The sequence below is a fragment of the Hyphomicrobium sp. D-2 genome, assembly GCF_029872155.1.
Classification (GTDB): Bacteria; Pseudomonadota; Alphaproteobacteria; order Rhizobiales; family Hyphomicrobiaceae; genus Hyphomicrobium_A.
The window spans coordinates 197,225-216,041 of the sequence record NZ_JARXLA010000008.1; the positions used below are offsets into that span (position 1 = coordinate 197,225).

17 protein-coding genes and 1 pseudogene are annotated in these 18,817 nt (G+C 62.1%); 9 read left to right on the forward strand and 9 right to left on the reverse strand.

Going from position 1 to position 18,817, the window contains the following annotated elements; all coding sequences use genetic code 11:
* Positions 1-144 precede the first annotated feature (144 nt).
* The 3 genes from cydB to QEZ49_RS13370 form a co-directional block, all read right to left on the reverse strand.
* Positions 145-1,158, reverse strand: coding sequence for a cytochrome d ubiquinol oxidase subunit II (gene cydB, locus QEZ49_RS13360; protein ID WP_280387617.1), 1,014 nt, complete (start codon positions 1,156-1,158; stop codon positions 145-147).
* Between the two features lie 3 nt (positions 1,159-1,161).
* A complete protein-coding gene (locus QEZ49_RS13365; RefSeq protein WP_280387619.1) occupies positions 1,162-2,559 on the reverse strand; it encodes a cytochrome ubiquinol oxidase subunit I in 1,398 nt (465 codons plus the stop codon).
* A gap of 164 nt (positions 2,560-2,723) precedes the next feature.
* Positions 2,724-5,345 (reverse strand): serine/threonine-protein kinase, encoded by a 2,622-nt coding sequence (locus QEZ49_RS13370; RefSeq protein WP_280387621.1) that lies wholly within the window; start codon positions 5,343-5,345, stop codon positions 2,724-2,726.
* A gap of 354 nt (positions 5,346-5,699) precedes the next feature.
* Between QEZ49_RS13370 and QEZ49_RS13375 the strand changes: the two genes are divergently transcribed.
* From QEZ49_RS13375 to QEZ49_RS13390, 4 genes and pseudogenes are all read left to right on the forward strand, one after another.
* On the forward strand, positions 5,700-6,275 hold the full coding sequence (locus QEZ49_RS13375; RefSeq protein WP_280387623.1) for an FHA domain-containing protein: 576 nt from the start codon (positions 5,700-5,702) through the stop codon (positions 6,273-6,275).
* 60 nt (positions 6,276-6,335) lie between these two features.
* Positions 6,336-7,169 carry an FHA domain-containing protein gene (locus QEZ49_RS13380; protein ID WP_280387625.1) on the forward strand — a complete coding sequence of 278 codons (834 nt, stop codon included), beginning with the start codon at positions 6,336-6,338 and terminating at the stop codon, positions 7,167-7,169.
* Between the two features lie 36 nt (positions 7,170-7,205).
* Complete coding sequence (locus QEZ49_RS13385; RefSeq protein ID WP_280387627.1) at positions 7,206-8,003, forward strand: protein phosphatase 2C domain-containing protein; 798 nt, start codon at positions 7,206-7,208, stop codon at positions 8,001-8,003.
* A 235-nt stretch (positions 8,004-8,238) separates the two neighbouring features.
* Positions 8,239-9,772 (forward strand): annotated as a pseudogene (locus QEZ49_RS13390) (YifB family Mg chelatase-like AAA ATPase).
* Between the two features lie 351 nt (positions 9,773-10,123).
* Here QEZ49_RS13390 and folD read toward each other — a convergent pair.
* The 4 genes from folD to QEZ49_RS13410 all read right to left on the reverse strand — a co-directional run bounded on the left by folD (position 10,124) and on the right by QEZ49_RS13410 (position 12,784).
* Positions 10,124-11,002, reverse strand: a complete 879-nt coding sequence (folD, locus tag QEZ49_RS13395) for a bifunctional methylenetetrahydrofolate dehydrogenase/methenyltetrahydrofolate cyclohydrolase FolD (RefSeq protein WP_280387344.1) — start codon at positions 11,000-11,002, stop codon at positions 10,124-10,126.
* Positions 11,003-11,038: 36 nt separating this feature from the next.
* Positions 11,039-11,173: a hypothetical protein gene (locus QEZ49_RS13400; protein WP_280387629.1), complete on the reverse strand. Its 135-nt coding sequence runs from the start codon at positions 11,171-11,173 to the stop codon at positions 11,039-11,041.
* A gap of 199 nt (positions 11,174-11,372) precedes the next feature.
* Complete coding sequence (locus QEZ49_RS13405) at positions 11,373-11,678, reverse strand: YggT family protein (protein ID WP_280387341.1); 306 nt, start codon at positions 11,676-11,678, stop codon at positions 11,373-11,375.
* Positions 11,679-11,893: 215 nt separating this feature from the next.
* Positions 11,894-12,784, reverse strand: coding sequence for a ParA family protein (locus QEZ49_RS13410; protein WP_280387339.1), 891 nt, complete (start codon positions 12,782-12,784; stop codon positions 11,894-11,896).
* Positions 12,785-13,093: 309 nt separating this feature from the next.
* On the opposite strand from QEZ49_RS13410, the gene QEZ49_RS13415 reads away from it, so the two are divergent.
* The 5 genes from QEZ49_RS13415 (at position 13,094) to QEZ49_RS13435 (ending at position 17,517) form a co-directional block, all read left to right on the forward strand.
* A complete protein-coding gene (locus QEZ49_RS13415; RefSeq protein ID WP_280387356.1) occupies positions 13,094-13,654 on the forward strand; it encodes a LemA family protein in 561 nt (186 codons plus the stop codon).
* A gap of 24 nt (positions 13,655-13,678) precedes the next feature.
* Positions 13,679-14,524 carry a TPM domain-containing protein gene (locus QEZ49_RS13420; RefSeq protein ID WP_280387337.1) on the forward strand — a complete coding sequence of 282 codons (846 nt, stop codon included), beginning with the start codon at positions 13,679-13,681 and terminating at the stop codon, positions 14,522-14,524.
* 52 nt (positions 14,525-14,576) lie between these two features.
* The gene (locus tag QEZ49_RS13425; RefSeq protein ID WP_280387335.1) at positions 14,577-15,194 is read left to right on the forward strand and encodes a TPM domain-containing protein; all 618 of its coding nucleotides are present in this window, start codon (positions 14,577-14,579) and stop codon (positions 15,192-15,194) included.
* 194 nt (positions 15,195-15,388) lie between these two features.
* On the forward strand, positions 15,389-16,777 hold the full coding sequence (locus QEZ49_RS13430; RefSeq protein ID WP_280387354.1) for an MFS transporter: 1,389 nt from the start codon (positions 15,389-15,391) through the stop codon (positions 16,775-16,777).
* Positions 16,778-16,971: 194 nt separating this feature from the next.
* Positions 16,972-17,517 (forward strand): hypothetical protein, encoded by a 546-nt coding sequence (locus tag QEZ49_RS13435; protein ID WP_280387333.1) that lies wholly within the window; start codon positions 16,972-16,974, stop codon positions 17,515-17,517.
* Positions 17,518-17,734: 217 nt separating this feature from the next.
* Here QEZ49_RS13435 and QEZ49_RS13440 read toward each other — a convergent pair whose 3' ends face one another.
* Positions 17,735-18,058, reverse strand: a complete 324-nt coding sequence (locus tag QEZ49_RS13440) for a hypothetical protein (protein ID WP_280387331.1) — start codon at positions 18,056-18,058, stop codon at positions 17,735-17,737.
* 295 nt (positions 18,059-18,353) lie between these two features.
* Positions 18,354-18,815 (reverse strand): GNAT family N-acetyltransferase, encoded by a 462-nt coding sequence (locus QEZ49_RS13445; protein ID WP_280387631.1) that lies wholly within the window; start codon positions 18,813-18,815, stop codon positions 18,354-18,356.
* Positions 18,816-18,817 lie beyond the last annotated feature (2 nt).

The following is an 18,817-nucleotide window of genomic DNA, read 5'->3' on the forward strand; positions in this document are numbered from 1 at the left end:
AGGTGTCAGTCGCGATCGCTCGCAGTGCGCGAAACGCGCTAAGCGAATCGCCAGATGTCCTTGAGACAGCACGCTATCATGGCGGCGCCTGGACCCTGAAGCCCCGCGCCGTCGATTACCCCCCAGAACTCATTGCTAGCGAACTCAGTGGTAGCCCTCGCCCTCGCGCACCTTGCCGCGGAACATCCAGTAGACGAAGACGGTGTAGCCAAGAATGAGCGGCAGCATGATCAGCACGCCCACCAGCATGAAGATCTGCGATTCCGGCACAGCCGCGGTGTCCCAGAAGGTGAGAGAGGGGGGCACCAGATAGGGCGTGTTGGAAATTGCCAACCCGACAAAGCCAAGCAGGAACAGAGAGATAGCCGACATGAACGGCATCACCTCGCGCCCATTGTTCAGACCATACCAGCACCCGAACGCGGCCAGCGCGGTGAGAATTGGCACCGGCGACAGATAGATAATGTTGGGCCAGGTGAACCAGCGCTCGGAGATGCGGTCGAACGCAAGCGGCGTCCACAGGCTGACGATGACCATGATCGCCAGCACGGCCAGCAACAAATACTTCGACCAGCGCCGTGCATTCACCGCCAGCTCGCCTTCGGTTTTCATGATCAGCCAGGTTGTGCCCAGCAGCGCATAGCCGACCACCAGAGCCACGCCGGTGAAAAGCGGGAATGGCGCGAACCAGTCAAACGTGCCGCCCGCAAAGGCGTTATTCTCGACATGGATGCCCTGCAGGTAGCCGCCCAGGACAACGCCCTGCATGAACGCCGCTACGATCGACCCATAGGCGAACGCCTGATCCCAGAAGTGATGGTTGGGCTTGGCGGTCCAGCGGAATTCGAACGCGACGCCGCGGAAAATGAGCCCCAGCAGCATGATGATGATCGGCAGATAAAGCGCTGGCATGATCACCGCGTAGGCCAGCGGAAAGGCGACGAACAGACCGCCGCCGCCGAGCACCAGCCACGTCTCGTTACCATCCCAGAACGGCGCGACCGAGTTCATCATCACATCCCGGCGTTCCTCCTCCGGGGTGAACGGGAACAGGATGCCGAGGCCAAGGTCGAACCCGTCAAGAATGACGTAAAGCACAACCGCAACGCCGATGATGGCGGCCCACAGAACCGGAAGCCAATAGTGGATCGCGTCCATGGCTCAGGCCCCCTTCTCGATGGCGTCATGCGCGGCGGGTTCAGCAGCTTGCAGCGGTCGCGAGGGCACGCCTTCAGGCGTTTGTGTTGCTGCGCCCTTGGGGCCGTAATTGATGAGGCGATTTATGTAGTAGATGCCCATCGCGAACACGATGCTGTAGACGATGACGAACAGGATCAGCGTCGTAAGCACTGCACCGAATGCGACCGGCGACACGGCATCCTTGGTACGCAGTATGCCCTGCGCGATCCATGGCTGACGCCCCACCTCCGTGGTGTACCAACCGGCCAGCGTGGCGATGAAGCCAAGCGGCCAAGCGTATTGCGCATACTTAAGGTACCAGCGCGCATCGTAAAGCGTGCGTCGGAACCACAGCCACGCTCCGATAAGCCCCAGCGCGACCATCAGCATGCCCATTCCCACCATGATCCGGAACGAGAAGAACACCGGCACGACCGGCGGACGTTCATCACGCGGGAATTCTTTGAGGCCGGGGAACAAACCTTCCGTGCTGTGCTTAAGGATAAGGCTGGCACCGCCCGGAATTGAAATCTGATAGTCGTTGCGCTCTTCCTTCTCGTTCGGCCACGCGAAAAGAACGAGATCGCCGGGCTTGGAGCCATCCCAGTGGGCTTCGATAGCGGCCACCTTTACCGGCTGATGTTCCAGCGTATTGAGGCCGTGCTGATCGCCGATAAACACCTGCAGCGGCGCCAGAATGGCAACCATGCCCAGCCCCATGTGCAGCATCGTCTTGGCTTCTTCAGTGAAGCGACCCTGCATGAGATAGCGGGCGCCAACAGCCAGCACCACCAGCGACGTGGTGAGATAGGCAGCCGTAAACATATGCGCGAAGCGATAGGGGAAACTGGGATTGAAGATGATCGCGATCCAGTCCACCGGATAGGCGATGCCGTCGCGGATCTCATGGCCCGCCGGTGTCTGCATCCAGCTGTTGGCGGACAGAATCCAGAACGCCGAAAGCGACGTGCCCACCGCGACCAGAATTGCCGACAGCACGTGGATATTGGGCGGAACTCTGTTCCAGCCGAACAGCATGATGCCGAGGAACGTGGCTTCGAGAAAGAACGCCGTCAGCACCTCATAGCCCAGCAACGGCCCAAGCACGTTGCCAACCACTACTGAGAAGTTACTCCAGTTGGTGCCGAACTGATAGGACAGCACGATACCGGAGACGACGCCCATCGCGAACGAGACCGCGAAAATCTTGGTCCAGAAGCGCGCCAGATTTCTGAAGTGCTCCCGCCCAGTCAACCGCCATCGCACGAGTAGCGTTGCGATGAACGCGGCAAGTCCGATCGTGAAGCTCGGAAATATGATGTGGAACGTTATCGTGAAGGCGAACTGGATACGGGCCAGCAAAACGGCATCTAAATCCATGGCACCCGCTTCGCTCTAAAATGACAGATGGCTTATTGTGGCGCGCTTCGTCTGCCGCGTCGAGTGCGAGCCATAAGCGGCATCAACGCGCACGGATAGTTGTACACAGCAGCCATGACAGCTCTGCAATGCTGCAATCGACGCAAGACTTCGAAAAAATGCAGCTATTCCTGAGCAATCGCGGCGAATGGCAATTGCCAAAAGCGCAACCGGCCATCCGTGCCGGTAGACACAAGCTGCTGGCCATCAGGTGAGAAAATCACTTTTGTCGCGCCGCCAACATGCCCCGGCAGAGCGCGCAGTATGCGCCCGCGTTTCAAATCCCACAGGCGAACGGTGCCATCTTCGCCGGCGGAAACCAGCTCGTCACCCGATACAGAGAACGCCACGTCGCTCACCCGACCGCGATGACCGTTGAGCACGCGCATCCGGCGCTGCGACAGCGTCGACAGCACCTGTATCCGGCCATCCAGGCTTCCCGCCGCGATAAGCTTGCCGCTGCGCGAGAACGCCGCCGCAGTGACGAAATCCCTCGCACCCCGATACGCTCGCTTCAAACTGAGCGTGTCGAGATTCCAAAGCCGAACAACACGGTCGGCACCGCCGGACGCCAGCAGCAACTGCTGCGGCGAAAACGCAAGCGCCTGCACGGCGTTCTCGTGTCCATCCAGAACAGCAAGCGGTGCGGATGGCTGGCGCGCATCCCACAGTGCCACCCCGCCGTCATGGCTGGCGACCGCAAAACGCTCGGGATCGCCCGCGAACTTCACCGCCCAGACGTTTGCCTCATTGCGCTGCACTGTCACCAGCTTGGCAGCGGTATCGATGTCCCACATCACCACCTTGCCGTTGGCGTGCGCGGTGAGCGCGCGCGACCCATTGAGCGCCAGCGAAGTGGCCGCCCCGTCGTCGAGCTCAATCGTGCGTACAAGTGTGCGATGGGATGCATCCCACAGCTTCATCGTGCCATCGGCACCGCTGGTAAGAATGCGTCGCCCGTCGGCCGTGAACACAGCGCCGGTAATCGCCCCATTATGGGCCGCGACCTCAGCGATCGGCGTAACGATTGCAGCTTTGGCCGACTGCGCCTGTTCCTGTGCTTCCAGTGCCGGAGGGCTTGTAGTGCTGCCGGTTGTGATGCCAGTCGTCACTGCCGAGCCGCGATTTTCAAACTGCGGCAGGCGATCCTGCATCGCCACGGCGGCGCTGGCGACCCCAACGCCTACAAGCAGCTTAAACAGCATCGGCACCAGACTTGGCCTTGAGCCCTTCATGCGGCGAGGCTTGGGGCGCGACGGTGCCTTCACAACAACCAGCGCATGGTCCTTCGGGATTGGCGCTTTCTGTGGCGGCTTCTTTTTCGCTGCTGCTACACCGAGTGGAGGCAAAGCCGCCTGCGCGACCGGTGCGGGTGCGGGCTTTGGCTCGGCCAATGGCAACGGCGCAGCCGGCTTGAGCTTCGGCTGCGGTTTAGGCGCCGCCTTGACCGCCGCGCCGTCCGCCAGCTTGTTGTCCGATTGCTTCTTGCGCAGTCCCTCAAGAAAATCGAGCAGTCCGCCCTTCGGCTTCGAAGCCTCATCGACAACCGGCGCAGCAGCGGCAGCGACTGGCGCGCGCTCCGGCTGCGGCAGTGGTACCGTCGCGGCCAGCACCGTCTTACCTTCAGCAACATCCAAGACAGGCTGCTGCTTGACCGGGGCTTCTTTTGCCACCGGTTTGCGCACCGGCGCATTCTGCGCCTTCAGTTTGGGGGCGAGTGCTTTCGGAGCGGCAACCTCGGCGGCCGCTTGCGCATGAACGGGTTGCGCGGCCTGATCCGCTGGTGCCGCCGCATCAGCCGCAACCGCTTCATCCTGCTTTCGGCTCTTGCCCCGGCCACCGGTGCGACCAAGCCAGCCTGTGCGAACCGGATCGGGCACGAAAAGATCGTGCCGCCAGGCAGCGATGGTTTGCGGCCGCTTCTCGACGGTCAGCATCAACGCCTTGTCGATCGCCTTCAGGAAACCGGCACGGTAGGAACTCAGCGCACCTTCGCGCGCGGGGATCAGATCATCCTTCACCATGCGCGATGGCGCATCGGGCGGACGCTTGCCGGTGATGGCGTGATAGAGCGTGCCGGCGAGCGCGTACATATCCGTCCACGGCCCCTGCTTGTGGCTCGTTTCGGCATATTGCTCGTAGGGGCTGTAGCCCGGCTTCACCAGCGCCGACACCGTCTTGGTGTGCGAAGCAATCTCGCCGCGCGCGGAACCAAAATCGATCAGCACCGGATCGCCAGCCGTGCGGATGATGATGTTGTCCGGCGCAATATCCCGATGCAGAAAATCCGATTTGTGGATCAGCTCCAGCGCATCCAGCAGCGGACCCAGAATAGCGTCCAGCTCTTTCTGACGCGGCGCCCGCCCAAGGCTCTGCAGCCACCCCTTAAGGCTCTTGCCCTCCTCGAAGTGGAGGACCATGTAGCCGGTGTTGTTCGCGCGGAAGTAGCGATACACGCGCACGATGTTGGTGTGGTCGAATTTGGCAAGCGTCTGCGCTTCCTCGATGAAGCGGTCGAGGCCCCACTTATAATCACCGGAGCAATCGCGCGAGCGCGGCGCAGCTTCAATGTTGCCTTCGCGCGCCGCGATATCGCTGGGAAAATATTCTTTGATCGTCACCAGACGCGCGAGCGCAATCTCGGTTGCAAGGTAGGTTATACCAAACCCCCCCGCACCCAGCACTCGCTCGATCCGGTAATCGCCGACCAGCACCGTTCCGCTAGGCAGCGCGATAAGATTCGTCATAGCTCCCCGTGGCGTCGACGCATCGCTTCAAATGCTACGCGCTGTGTCGCTCGTCAAATTGACGTACCGCCTTCGACACACTTATGTCCGGCAAATGTGGCGCAGACTTGAGCATGTATATTCATCGGAACATTTCTTGCGCGCCCGGGTTGTTGCCATCATCTCGCCCTCATGCGGAATGACGGTGCACTTTGATTTGTTTTGAGGTGAAGGCCTGGCACTTTTGAGATCCGCGAAAATTTCTCTCGCGCGATGCTCGCTGTAGTTGTTGCTTACTGCCGTCGCCATCTCTGCAGCAGCGCCTCGTCGGTCATCACCCGGCCTACAGGTCGACATAAGAAAGCCGGAACAAGCGTGCTCCGCGATCTTCTTTATGCAAGCACAGCCGCAGTCACGGGCGTCGTTGCGAACGTCTGGAGCGACTTCATGAATTGGCTTGCTGACAGCTACACCAGCGCACCGGCACTCATGCTGGTCATGGTCGCCATCGTCGTGTTGCCTTCGCTTGCACTTGCCGGAATAATTTTGCGGCGGCAGCATCGGTCACCGGATGCAACCATCGTTGTCTCGCGTCCGTCACGGCGCGGCGATGCCAAGCCGCGCTCTGTAACCGTACGCACAGGGCTTGCAAGCTGGCCGACGCAGGCGTGGCTTGAACACGGCAACCGGCAATATGTGATCGATCGCACCCTCGTACGCATCGGGCGTGAAGCTGACAATGACATCTGCCTCCAGGAAAAAACCGTGCATCGCTATCACGCCGCAGCACGGCGCACGTCCGACGGATCGGTGCTGATCACCGATCTTTCCGGCCAGGAAGGTAACGGCATTTTCGTCAACGGTGCGCGCGTATCAGAAGCTCGGCTGCAACCGGGCGACGAGATCGCAGTTGGGGAAGCAAAACTGAAATTTGCTGCGAAACCGGCCTGATCGGTTCTCGGCGGTCACGAAACGCGTTGAACGAAGCCTCAAACGCAACGGAGAACGACGATGTCACAGCAGGGAGTTAAGCCGGCACGGTTTCTCGGATCGCTGAAAGACGCTCTTGCCGCCGCGAGCCGCGACGACACCCAACGCGATGCCAGCTCTGCCGATACCGCTCCAGTTACGGTGAAAGCCGATGCGGCAATGCTGCGGCAGGTTCAGCCTCAGAACGCAGCGCCGGCCTCAGGATCGGGCACGCCAGCAACGGCGGCAGCGACCACGCCGTCGCCCTCCGGCGGCAAGGACGAAACACGGGCCGCGCAAAATCCATCCGCTGCACCTGCCGCCGTTGCGGCACCGGCCGGCAGCGGTCCAAGCGCGGCAGAGGCCGCGCGCGCCGTGAAAGCCCAGACCTCGCTGAAGGCTGACCGCCACGTGGAATTCGCCACCCCGCCCACTACGCGCGTTGTGCGTGGCGGCGCCCCCAAAGTTGACGAAGCCGAAGCCACGCAGCCGCCCCGCACCCAGCTTGTACGCGGCAAGGCCCAGGTGCAGCGCGGCGAGTTCGAGCAGGATCCCGTCGTTGGCTGGCTGGTCGTTGTCGGCGGCGCTGGCATGGGCGCGTTCCGGCCGATCTTCGAGGGCAACAACACCATGGGCCGCGCGCGTAACCAGCGCATTCCGCTGGATTTCGGCGATGATGCAATTTCGTCGGAAGAGCAGGCCTATATCCGTTATGATTCCTCGTCACGATCATTTCTGTTCGTGCCGAACCCGGCCAAGACCAATATCGTTTCGATCAATGAGCAACGCCCGACCGGCGCAGTAGAGCTTAACCAGATGGACGTCATCACGATCGGGCGCACGCAGCCTCGTTTTCGTGCCGTTCTGTGGCGCTGAGTTTGACTGGGCCGATCTCAATGATACCAAGGACTGATGCAGGCCTACGATCACGCCGCTCGCGCAACCAAGGGTGCGCGCGACTATCAGGAAGACTCAAGCGCCTTCTGGCCCGCCGAGAAACGCGGCGCCGGGAGCGCGGAGCTGCCGCTGACCGCCAGCGCAACGCGTCTCATCGCGGTGCTGGCTGATGGCATGGGCGGGCACACGGCTGGCGCTCTGGCCAGCCGCATGGCGTGCAAGAATTTCATCTCCGCCTACGCCGATCTCAACGGATCGCGCTCCGACCGGCTGATAAAATCGCTGCAGTCTGCAAATGATTCAATAGCCGCTGAGGTGCACGCTAATCCGGTGCTTTCGGGCATGGGCACTACTCTGGTGGCAGCGGTTTTCACCCACGAGGGTGTCGAGTGGATCAGCGTCGGTGACAGCCCGCTGCTGCTTTATCGCCGTGGCGAGATTGCGCTGCTGAATGAAGATCATTCGCTCGCGCCGGAGCTGGATCGCATGGCCGCCGAAGGCCAGATGACACCGGAGCAGGCAAAAAACGACCCGCGACGGCACATGCTGCGCTCAGCCGTAACCGGCGACGAACTTGACTTGGTCGATGTATCGCGCAAACCGTTGATGCTGGAAGAGGGCGACTACGTCATCCTGGCGTCCGATGGGCTGCACACGCTGGAAATCGCCGAGATCGAACGGATCGTTTCCGCCTATGCGAATGACGGCGCCGAGGCTGTTGCCAATGCACTGATCCGTGCCGTGGAAGCCATTCGAGATCCGCATCAGGACAATACGACCGTGATGGCCGTGCGGCCGCTGGTGGTGGTTTAGTGGACGGTAGACGATGCGGCCGGCAAAGAAGGCAAGGCGCTCTCGCAACGGAATGAATATCTCGCCGGCGTGGCGAAAGACCGATGCGGCCCGCCAACCCCGACCGCCAGCATCCGGTGATTTGTTCTCATATTGTTCTTTACGCCCCGCATCCCCACGCTAAGGTTGCATCGGCTTGACACTTCGTGGAGCGACGTTGATCGCCCGGCGGAATTGGGTCGGCACCGGGGGCAGCATGTACGGGCATATTTCCACGCTGGCATTCGTTGGTATCGAGGCGCGCGCCGTTGAAGTGCAGGTGCGCATCACGCCCGGTCGCGCCGCGCTGGTCATCGTCGGCCTGCCCGACAAGGCGGTAGCTGAAAGTTCCGAGCGGGTGCGCAACGCACTGCATGCCGTTGGGCTTGGCCTGCCGTTCAAACACGTCACGGTGAACCTTGCTCCCGCCGATCTTCCCACGGAAGGCAGCCAGTTCGATCTGCCGATCCTGCTGGCGATGATGGTGGCCATGGGTGCCCTGTCACCTGAGGTGATTGCCGGCTTCACCGCCATTGGCGAACTCGCGCTTGATGGCTCCATCCGGCGGTGCCCGGCGCTTTACCCGCCGCGATCGGCGCCAATGCAATGCGCAAAGGCCTCATCTGTCCGGCCGAATGTGGGCCTGGAGGCCGCGTGGGCCGGAGAAGATATCGACATCATCGCCGCCCCTCACCTGCTCTCACTGGTCAATCATTTCAAAGGCCAACAGGTGCTGGCACGCCCTAAGCCAGCACTTAGTTCGCCCACGACATTGCAACCCGACCTCGCCGACGTGCGGGGACAGGAGAGTGCTAAGCGGGCGCTGGAGGTCGCGGCCGCAGGCGGCCACAACCTGCTGATGACCGGCCCGCCAGGGTCTGGCAAATCGATGCTGGCCGCACGGCTACCCTCCATCCTGCCGCCGCTGTCGCCGGAGGAAATGCTGGAAGTATCGATGGTGCACAGTCTCGCCGGGCGAGTTGATGGGCGGCAAGCTCGCAACACAACGACCTTTCAGGGCTCCGCACCATTCCGCCAGCATGGCCGCGCTCGTCGGCGGCGGCTCGCGTCCGAGACCTGGCGAGGTCAGTCTCGCGCATCTTGGCGTACTGTTTCTGGATGAACTGCCGGAGTTTCAACCCGGTGTGCTGGATGCCCTGCGGCAACCGCTGGAAACCGGCGAAACGATCATTGCTCGCGCCAACCATCGCATCCACTATCCGTCCCGCATCCAGCTTATAGCTGCGATGAACCCTTGCCGATGCGGTGGCGGAACCGGCAGCACCTGCAAACGCGGCGCACGTTGTGCCGCCGAGTATCAGGCCCGCATCTCTGGCCCCTTGCTCGACCGCATCGATCTGCAGATCGAAGTACCGGCCGTGAGTGCCGCTGATCTGCTGTTGCCACCACCATCGGAAGGCAGCGCCGAAGTTGGTGCCTGGGTTGCGCGCGCCCGCGCTCTGCAACAGGCGCGCTTTGAGGCGCTTGGCGCCAAAGGCTTGCGCACAAACGCCGATTGCACCGGCCGGCTGCTGGAAGATATTGCGCGCCCCGACGCCGAGGGGGCGGAGCTGCTGCGCCGGGCTGCGGAATCCTTGCAGCTCACTGCACGCGGTTTCCACCGCACGATGCGCGTTGCACGCACGCTGGCCGATCTCGATGGCTCCGAGGCCGTCGCACGCGTGCACATTGCCGAAGCGCTGAGCTATCGTGGCGAAACCTTGCGCCAGCAGCACGCTCACGCGGCTTGATTGGCCGCTTTAGACACGGGGGAAACGAACCGAAGCAACCATTTTCAAGCATGGGCCGCAACGAAGCTTCTGCATACGCGTAACCGCTGCGGATCGTGTGGCACGTTTAAGCTGGTCAGGCGCCGTGCAGTGGCACTGGCATCGACCCCGCCGCGGGTGCTCCGATGACCGCGCCCGCGGCGCTCGGCAAGAGCCCGCCTGTCCGGCTCAAGAGGAACGCCACCTGCCGCACAACTCGAGGCCGCATACGAAAAAAGCGGCGGACTCTGCAGCCCGCCGCTTCGCATTACTTCATCGGCGATCACAGTGCAGGGCGGTATTCATGCCCCTAACCGGATCACCTTGGCGCTATCAGGCGCGCATCAGACCGCGCTGCATCAGCGCCGCCTCTACCGTGTTCTTCAGCAGGCACGCGATGGTCATCGGACCGACGCCGCCGGGAACCGGGGTGATCGCGCCAGCGACCTGCGCAGCCGTGGCATACTCGACGTCGCCGACGATCTTGCCCTTGCCGTCTTCCTTCAGCACGCGGTTGATACCGACGTCGATCACGATGGCGCCCGGCTTGATCCAGTCGCCCTTCACGAACTCCGGCTTGCCGATCGCGGCCACAACCAGATCGGCTTCACGCACGACGTCTGGCAGGTCCTTGGTGCGCGAGTGTGCAATGGTGACGGTGCAGTTCTCACGCAGCAGGAGCTGCGCCATTGGCTTGCCGACGATGTTCGAACGGCCAACGACGACAGCGTTGAGACCGGACAGATCGTCCTTGAAGCTGCGAGCCAGAATCACCGAACCGACCGGCGTGCAGGGCGCCAGCGCGCGCTCGCCGATCGACAGGCGGCCAACGTTCATCGGATGGAAGCCATCGACGTCCTTCAGCGGATCGATCAGTTCCAGAACCTTGTTTGAATCCATGTGCTTGGGCAGCGGCATCTGTACCAGGATGCCGTTGACGGCCGGATCGGCGTTGAGCTTGCGAACCAGCTCCAGCACCTCTTCCTCGGGCGTATCCTCGGCCAGCTTGAACTCGAACGACTGCATGCCGCACTCGACGGTCTGCTGTGCCTTGTTGCGCACATAGACCTTGCTGGCCGGGTCTTCGCCTACCAGAACCACCGCCAGGCCCGGCACGAAACCGTGCTGCTCCTTGAGGCGCGCCACGTCGGCGGCGACATCAGCGCGAACCTTGGCGGCAATGACCTTGCCGTCGATAACGAATGCAGCCATGAAAAAATCCTCCTCGGATTGGTGATTGGCCCCGCGCTAAGGCGCGTCCTCAGCGGCTGGGCGCGAGTTTTGCCCTAAGCCGCTGCTCCAGGCGATCCGTTTCCCGCTGATGGTGAGCGACTTGATGCGGGATTTTGCCCCGCCAGTCACGCGCACAGTGCTTTTGGGCACTTCCAGCCAGCGGGCAATGAGTTTTTCAACCGCCGCGTTGGCTTCCCCTCGGCGGGAACTGCACGCACGCGCGCGGCAAACGCCACCCCTTCCGCGCTTGGAATGACGCCGTCGACGCTTTCTATCGAGGATTTAGGGGTCAGGCGCACGCGCACGATGACGCACCCATCCCCTGCCCGCCATGGTTGTTCGGCCGAGCTCATCCGCTCGCGATAACCAGATCCCGCAGCGTGCCAAGCACCACGCTCTGCACGAAGAAGCAGCCCAGCAGCAGAACCACCGGCGAAAGATCCAGGCCACCCAGGTTGGGCAGCAAATTGCGGATCGGACGCAGCAGCGGCTCAGTGACCGCGTTGAGGCCCTGCCAGATGGCGCGAACGGTATTGTTGTATGGGTTGACGACGCCAAAAGCCATCAGCCAGCTCATGATAACGCTGGCGATCACGACATAGACGTAAAGCTGGACGAGGTAGCCGGCAAAATCGATCAGGCGGAGAAGTAACATCGTGCTGCGCTCCCGTGCTGCAGCGCCACGTTTAACCTTGGTCGGGGCCAACGGGCAAGCGACATGGACTGCATGCGGTGAGCGGACGCTGAAGGTGGCTCATGCAAAACGCAAACATCGGCAGCTTGCAAGCGGTAGGACGCTACCCTGTTGCAGGGGCGACTAGCTGCAACTGACGCAGCTTCAGTCCCGTCGCCCCGGCCCGGAAACCTCTATCAAGCGTTGGCGACGTTGGCCTGCTGTGGCGGAGGTGGTGGCGATGCACTGGTTGCTCCGGTGCGCTGCGCCAGACGTGCAAGCACCTCTTCTGTCAGAGCGCGCACTGCCGAACCCACCTGCCCCGGATACTTCGCGAAGTAGCTGCGCTCATAACTCTGGAAGTTCGCAGCATCCTGCAGCGCTGACATGCGCGGAATGGCCTGCGCGAAACACGCGTTGTCCGGATTGGATTCCAGCCAGCGGTGATATTCCTCATCGGAAGACGACGTCGCTTCCTTGAGGTTGACGATAACGCCAAGATTTTCGGCGAAGCCCATTTCCGGATTCAGCGCCTTGAAGCGCCTGAAAACCTCAAGCCCACACACCGACACGTAATCGGCCTTGGTGGGCGAAACATGGAAATCCGCTTCGCGCAGCCAGCACTCCGTCAGAACGGAAAGCCCCGGCGGGCAATCGATCAACACGATGTCGAACACGCGGCGCACGCCATTCAGCAATTCGCCGATGACCTCGCGCAGCCGCCCGTGCAGATTTTCCTTCGAGACCTCGCGCTCAAGCAACGTGAGTTGCATATCGCTTGGCAGCAGGAACAGCGACCGCGCATCATCGACATCCGATACATTGCGCACGATGTACTTCGGCCAATCGATCACCTGCCCCTTCAGCACGCGGGCGTGCAGGTAGTCGACGATCGTCGCACCGTCGCTTTGCAGCTTGTAGAGGCTCGACACCGACATCAGCATGCTCGACACGCTGGCCTGCGCGTCACTGTCGATCACCAGCACGTTCTTGCCGTGATAGGCCGAGATTGTCTCGGCCAGCGCCAGAACCAGCGTCGACTTGCCGACGCCGCCCTTGGTGTTCATCACTGCAATGGAATTGCGCATACCAGACGGACTTCCTCAAAATGCGCCACGCGGGATAGCCCCCGACTGGGAGCCGTGGCCGACGTTATCAATGGCCGCTGAATATGGCAGCCATGGGAACGGGCCACAACGCACACAAATTGCCCGTCAGAAATAGCGGCCGATAAACCTTGCAACCAGAGCATCTGTCACCTTTCTGTCGCCTTTAACGGTTGAAAGGTGAGACTGACCGCCCCGGATACCTCCAAAGAGGCCCAAGCCATGGCTCACGCGCCGACGCTTTCACTGCCCCGCCCCCTCACCGCCATTCTCGTCGCCACCGTGACTTTCATGCTGGCCGGGTGCGGCATCAACACCATCCCCACCTACGAACAGGACGCCAAGGCGGCGTGGTCGGAGGTGCTCAATCAGTACAAGCGGCGCGCCGATCTGATCCCGAACCTGGTTGAAACCGTGAAGGGCTTCGCCGATCAGGAGCGCACGGTTCTGACGGATGTTGTCGAGGCCCGTGCCAAAGCCACGCAGGCCCAGATCAACATCCCGGCTGACATCCTCACCAATCCGGAAGCGATGCAGAAATTCCAGGATGCGCAGAACCAGCTCGGCGGTGCGCTTGGGCGCCTGATGGCTGTCGTTGAGCGCTATCCGGATATCAAGTCGGGCCAGAACTTCCTGGCGCTGCAAAGCCAGATCGAAGGCACTGAAAACCGCATCGCCATCGCGCGGCGCGACTACATCCAGTCTGTCCGGGCCTACAACACCGAGATCACCACCTTCCCGGGCCGCATCTGGCGCGCTGTGATGTATCCGTCGGCCAAGGAAATGGCGACGTTCGACATCCCGGCTGAAGAGATGAAAGCTCCGAAGGTCGATTTCGGCCCGAAGCAGTAACCGCCGCCCTTGAGGAGACGCGCAATGCACGCGGCCGCAAGCGCTTCGCCGTTGAGCCGGGCGGCGCAACGCCCGGTCGCGGTGGCATGGCTGGCGTTAGTGTGCGCCGTCGCGAGCGTGCTGTTGCTGGCCAGCATGACCGCGGCATGGACGGCGCCGACCTTCCCCGCTCTCACCGGTCGCATCGTCGATGAAGCGAACTTGCTGACGCCGCAACAGCGCGCCGAACTCAGCGCCCAACTTGCCGAGCTTGAGGAGATTTCCACCGATCAGGTGGCGGTTGTTACGCTCAACTCGCTGCAGGGTTACGCGATCGAAGACTACGGCTACCAGCTTGGCCGCAACTGGGGCATCGGCCAGAAAGACAAAGACAACGGCGTGCTGCTGATCATTGCGCCCAACGAGCGCAAGGTGCGCATTGAAGTTGGTCGCGGCCTTGAGCCGATCATGACGGACGCCATGTCCAGCCTGATCGTACACAACGCCATCCTACCGCAATTCCGTCAAGGCAACTTTGCGGGCGGCGTCGAAGCCGGCGTGCGCGATATTAAAGATGTGCTGCTGGGCGACGCCGAAGCAGTGAAGGAACGCGCACGCGCAGCTCGCACCGCCGACGACCTCGACATGTGGTCAGTCATTCTGATCATGTTCTGGCTAGGCATAACGCTGTTCGTTGTTTTCGCGGTCGTGCAATCTATCAATACGTCACCACAGGCTGTGGCCGGCCAACGGCGGAGATCAGCGCGCGGCCCAATCGTGATCCCCGGCAACTACGGTGGTTGGGGTGGTGGTTGGCCCGGCGGCGGTGGAGGCGGATGGTCCGGCGGCGGTGGCGGCTTCGGCGGCGGCGGCTCGTCGGGAAGCTGGTGATGGACAACGGCAACGCCATGGCAGCGGAAGCATCAACGCGGGAGACATCGGCATGAGCATGTTTTCGGCCGCCGACAAGGAACGCATCTCCGCCGCTATCAGCGAGGCGGAGCGGAACACCTCGGGCGAGGTTGTCGTCGTCGTCGCAATGCAAAGCGATGGTTATCACTATGTGCCGCCGCTGGTTGCGGCGATCATCGCCCTGCTGGTGCCGTGGGTGCTGATCTATTTCACGCACCTCGGCCTCGTGCAGATCTATCTGATCCAGCTTGCCGTGTTCGCGCTTATCACGGCGCTGCTGATGCCGCTGAAGATGCGCACTGCCCTGGTGCCAGCCAGCATCAAACATCTGCACGCACGCCGCCGGGCGATGGAGCAGTTTCTGGTTCAGAATCTCGACACCACCGCAGGGCGCACCGGCGTGCTGCTGTTCATTTCATGCGCTGAGCATCATGCCGAGATCATCGCCGACCGCGCCATCAACAACCACGTACCCGACGGAGTCTGGCAGCAGATCATCGACGAACTGACCGACCATATCGGTGAGGGCCGCGCAACGGATGGCTTCATCATTGCGATTGGCGCCATCGGCGATGAACTGGCGCGGCATTTTCCGCCGGGCGATGACGATGCCGACGACCTGCCGGACCATCTGATCATCCTGCCCTGAACGGGGTCAGCGAGGGATCAGGTCGCCAGCGCTCGCGCCCAGCCAGGACGGTGAATTGCCGGGTTGCCGCGCCTGCGCCCTCCAATGCCGGCGCGCCCGGTCCGCGTCGAAATTGATGACGAACTGCCCCAAGCACCGCCATCTTTCATGCTATAGGCTCCCCGCAGAATTGAACGGGGAAGACGATCGTGGATATGGCTACGCCTCAAACCGGCGCAACAGCGACGGCCCGCGCGCCGCTCAGGGCGCGCATTTCGTGGATGCTGTTCGACTGGTCTGTGCAGCCGTTTTACACGCTGATCCTCACCTTCCTGTTCGCGCCCTACTTTGCCAACGTGGTGGTGGGCGATGGCCCGCAAGGCCAATCGATGTGGGGCTTCGGCGCCGCCATTGCGGGCATTTTCATCGCCCTCGGCAGCCCATTCCTCGGCGCTTTCGCCGATGGACGCGGCCAGCGCAAACCATGGATCGCGCTGTTTTCCGTCATCCTCGCCATTGCGATGGCCTCGCTCTGGATCGCAACACCCGCAGCGCCATCATCCACGATCTATCTGGTGCTGCTCGCCTTCATCATCGCCACGGTATGCGCTGAATACACAGCCGTGTTCACCAACGCGATCATGCCCAGCCTTGTGCCGCAAAGCGAACTGGGCCGGCTCTCCGGCTCAGGATGGGCCTGCGGTTATTTCGGCGGCCTCGCCAGCCTGTTCCTCGTTGCCGGGCTGATCGTGCCGATGGGCGACAGCGGCATGACAATGTTCGGCCTCGATCCGCTGCTGCCGCTCGACACCACCACACGCGAGGGCGACCGCATCGTCGGTCCGCTATCGGCCGTCTGGTATCTGGTGTTCATGGTCCCGTTCTTCCTGTTCGTACCGGACATCAAACAGAAGCGGGTGCACGATGGCCGCCCCGCCACGGCGGAACTGTGGGACACGGTGCGCGCGCTGCCGCAGAACCGCGACATGCTTTTCTTCCTGGCCGCACGCATGATCTACACGGACGGCCTCACCGCCATCTTCACCTTCGGCGGCATCTATGGTGCGTCAGTGTTCGGCTGGGGACCGCTGGAACTGGGCATCTTCGGCATCATCCTGACGCTGATCGGCGCATTCGGTGCGCTCATCGGCGGCGTGCTCGATGACCGCATCAGCGCCAAGTTCGTGATCGTAACGGCGCTGTTCCTGCTGCTGCTCGGTGCCATCGGCATCCTGTCCGTCGACAAGAACCACGTGCTGTTCTTCCTTGATGTCGCGCCGAAAGAAGCTGGCTCGGGGCCATTCTCATCCGCGGGTGAGCAGGTGTTCCTGGCGTTCGCGATCGTCGTCGGCCTCGTTGCGGCGCCCGTGCAATCGTCCAGCCGCTCGCTGCTGGCGCGACTGGCGCCGCCCGACAAGATCACCCAGTATTTTGGTCTGTTCGCCTTTTCCGGCAAGGTGACCGCATTCCTGGCGCCGCTGCTGGTGGCACTGGTTACGGCGATCACCCAGAGTCAGCGCATCGGCATGGCTGCGATCACGCTGTTCCTCATCGTCGGCATGGCCCTCATGACCAAGGTGAGAATGCCCGCAAGACGGGATTAATAACGGCGGATCTTTCAGCCTTGCGCTTATCGGGGCGCCTCTGGTCGCGGGATCGGGGGCGCCTTATCTTTGCTTGGTGGCCGATGCTGATGGCCCATCTGCGGCACGTGTTGGCATGGATCAATACGCCGGACACACTTCGGCGCCATGATCCTCCGGCCCTTTTATCGAAGCGGCAATGAGGAGTTCGTTCCATGCACCGCGCTTTACCGTTGCTTGCCGCCCTGATGCTGCCACTCGCTGCCGTCGCTGAACCCACAACCGACAAGGCCCAGACGGATACGCCGCCGCCAGCAGCAACCGAAGCCGACCCAGCTCCGCCGCAGCGCTCGGCGTCAGAGGTGATCGACGACGCCAAGAGCGCCACCAACGCTGCCATCGATGCCGCCAAGGAAGCGCTTCTGAAGGCGATCGATCAGGCCAAGGAAAATGCCGCGACCAGCATCGACGAAGGCAAGAAGGCCAGCGAAGATGCTCTCGACGATGCCCGCGAGGCAACGACGCTGATGGACAAGGCGGCCGAAGCCGTGCGCGAAGTGCTGGACAAGGCCAAGCAGGCCACTTCCGAGGTACTCGACAAGGCGAAAGAGGCGGCGAAGGAATTCAATGCGCCGAAGGATGAGGCAGCGAAGGATAAGCCGGAAACGCTGTCGCCACCGAACGTTGGTCAGGGCGACAAGCAGCCCTCCGATAAAGGAAGCGACAGCACCGTCGATCCCGAAACGCAGAAGTGGCACTAACGGCTCTTCTCAGATCCCGGCGTCTGCCATCCGCCATGTCGCATTCAATGCGCGCAGGAATCCTCACGCCGTAATCCGCTGGATCGCGTGATCGCACGCCTTGCGCGTCCCGATCCGTACCGCACAGCGCACAAAAGAAAACCGCGGCCGCACCAACCGTGATGAACACGGAAGGCGGGCCGCGGCTATCATTAGTAGGCCTTGATGCCTATGCCGATTATGGCTGTGCAGGCGTCTCGGTGGCCGGAGGCGTTGCTTCCTCAGCGTTCGGCTCAGGAGCAGCCGGAGCAGCTTCAGCCGGGGCTTCAGCAGCAGGCTCGTGAGCCGGCTCAGCCATCGGCTCAGGGGCAGCAGGTGCTTCAGCAGCCGGAGCAACTTCAGCAGCGGGCTCCTCGGCAGGCGCAGCCAGCGGCTCAGACGCTGCAGGTGCGTCAGCGGCAGGCGTCGTTGCGGTCGGCAGCGGCGAATACATGTAGATCACGCCAGCCGCGATGGCGGCCAGAATGACGGCATAGATGATTGCGCGGGCAAAAGTGTTCACGGTGAAAGTCCCCGATTAGGAATGATACATCCACCTTAGGGCTTTCAGCGAATAACGACAATAAAACGTCATTGATCGAAAGTGCGGTGTCGCGACGCTATCGGGCTGGCAGTTCTGCAACACTTCGACTTGCATCAGCATGCGCAAAGTTGGCGGCAAGCGACTGTTCGAAGCGGAAGTTAGAACGGATCAAGCGGGTGCTCACCGGGTACGTATTCGCACCTCATGCGCGATTGAACATCGTCAGCGCTTCGGTCGCTCCGCCAGCATGAACCATGACAGCCCCATGTGCGGATCATCCCAGATTCTGCTGCCAGCGAAACCCCGCCTTCTCATAGGCCCGGACGGCGCGCTCGTTTCGGATTGACGGAAACACGCACACCGCCGTTGCCAGTGTGGTGCTGAAAACCTCGTCCTTCAGCATTGCCAGCGCGGTCTGCCCCGCGCCTTTGCCGCGATGATTTTCTGACGCGATGAACAGATCGAGATCCCAGGTTCCCGCGGGCAAATCCTGCGGTAGCTGATCGCCCCACGCGGTGGCATCAATCGCATGCGCATAGCCGATCGGCGTACCATCGGCCTCGATCACCCGACACAGCGCGTGGCGCGAGCCCATGGCGATGTTGACCTCGGCCTCCGTTGCCGAGCGCGGCCCCCACCAGGCTTCGATGTCGGCACGCCCCAGCCAACCACGTATCAGATCCCAGTCGGCGCGGGTGGCCGGTCGCAGGCGGACACCTTCCGCTCCACCCGCCATCG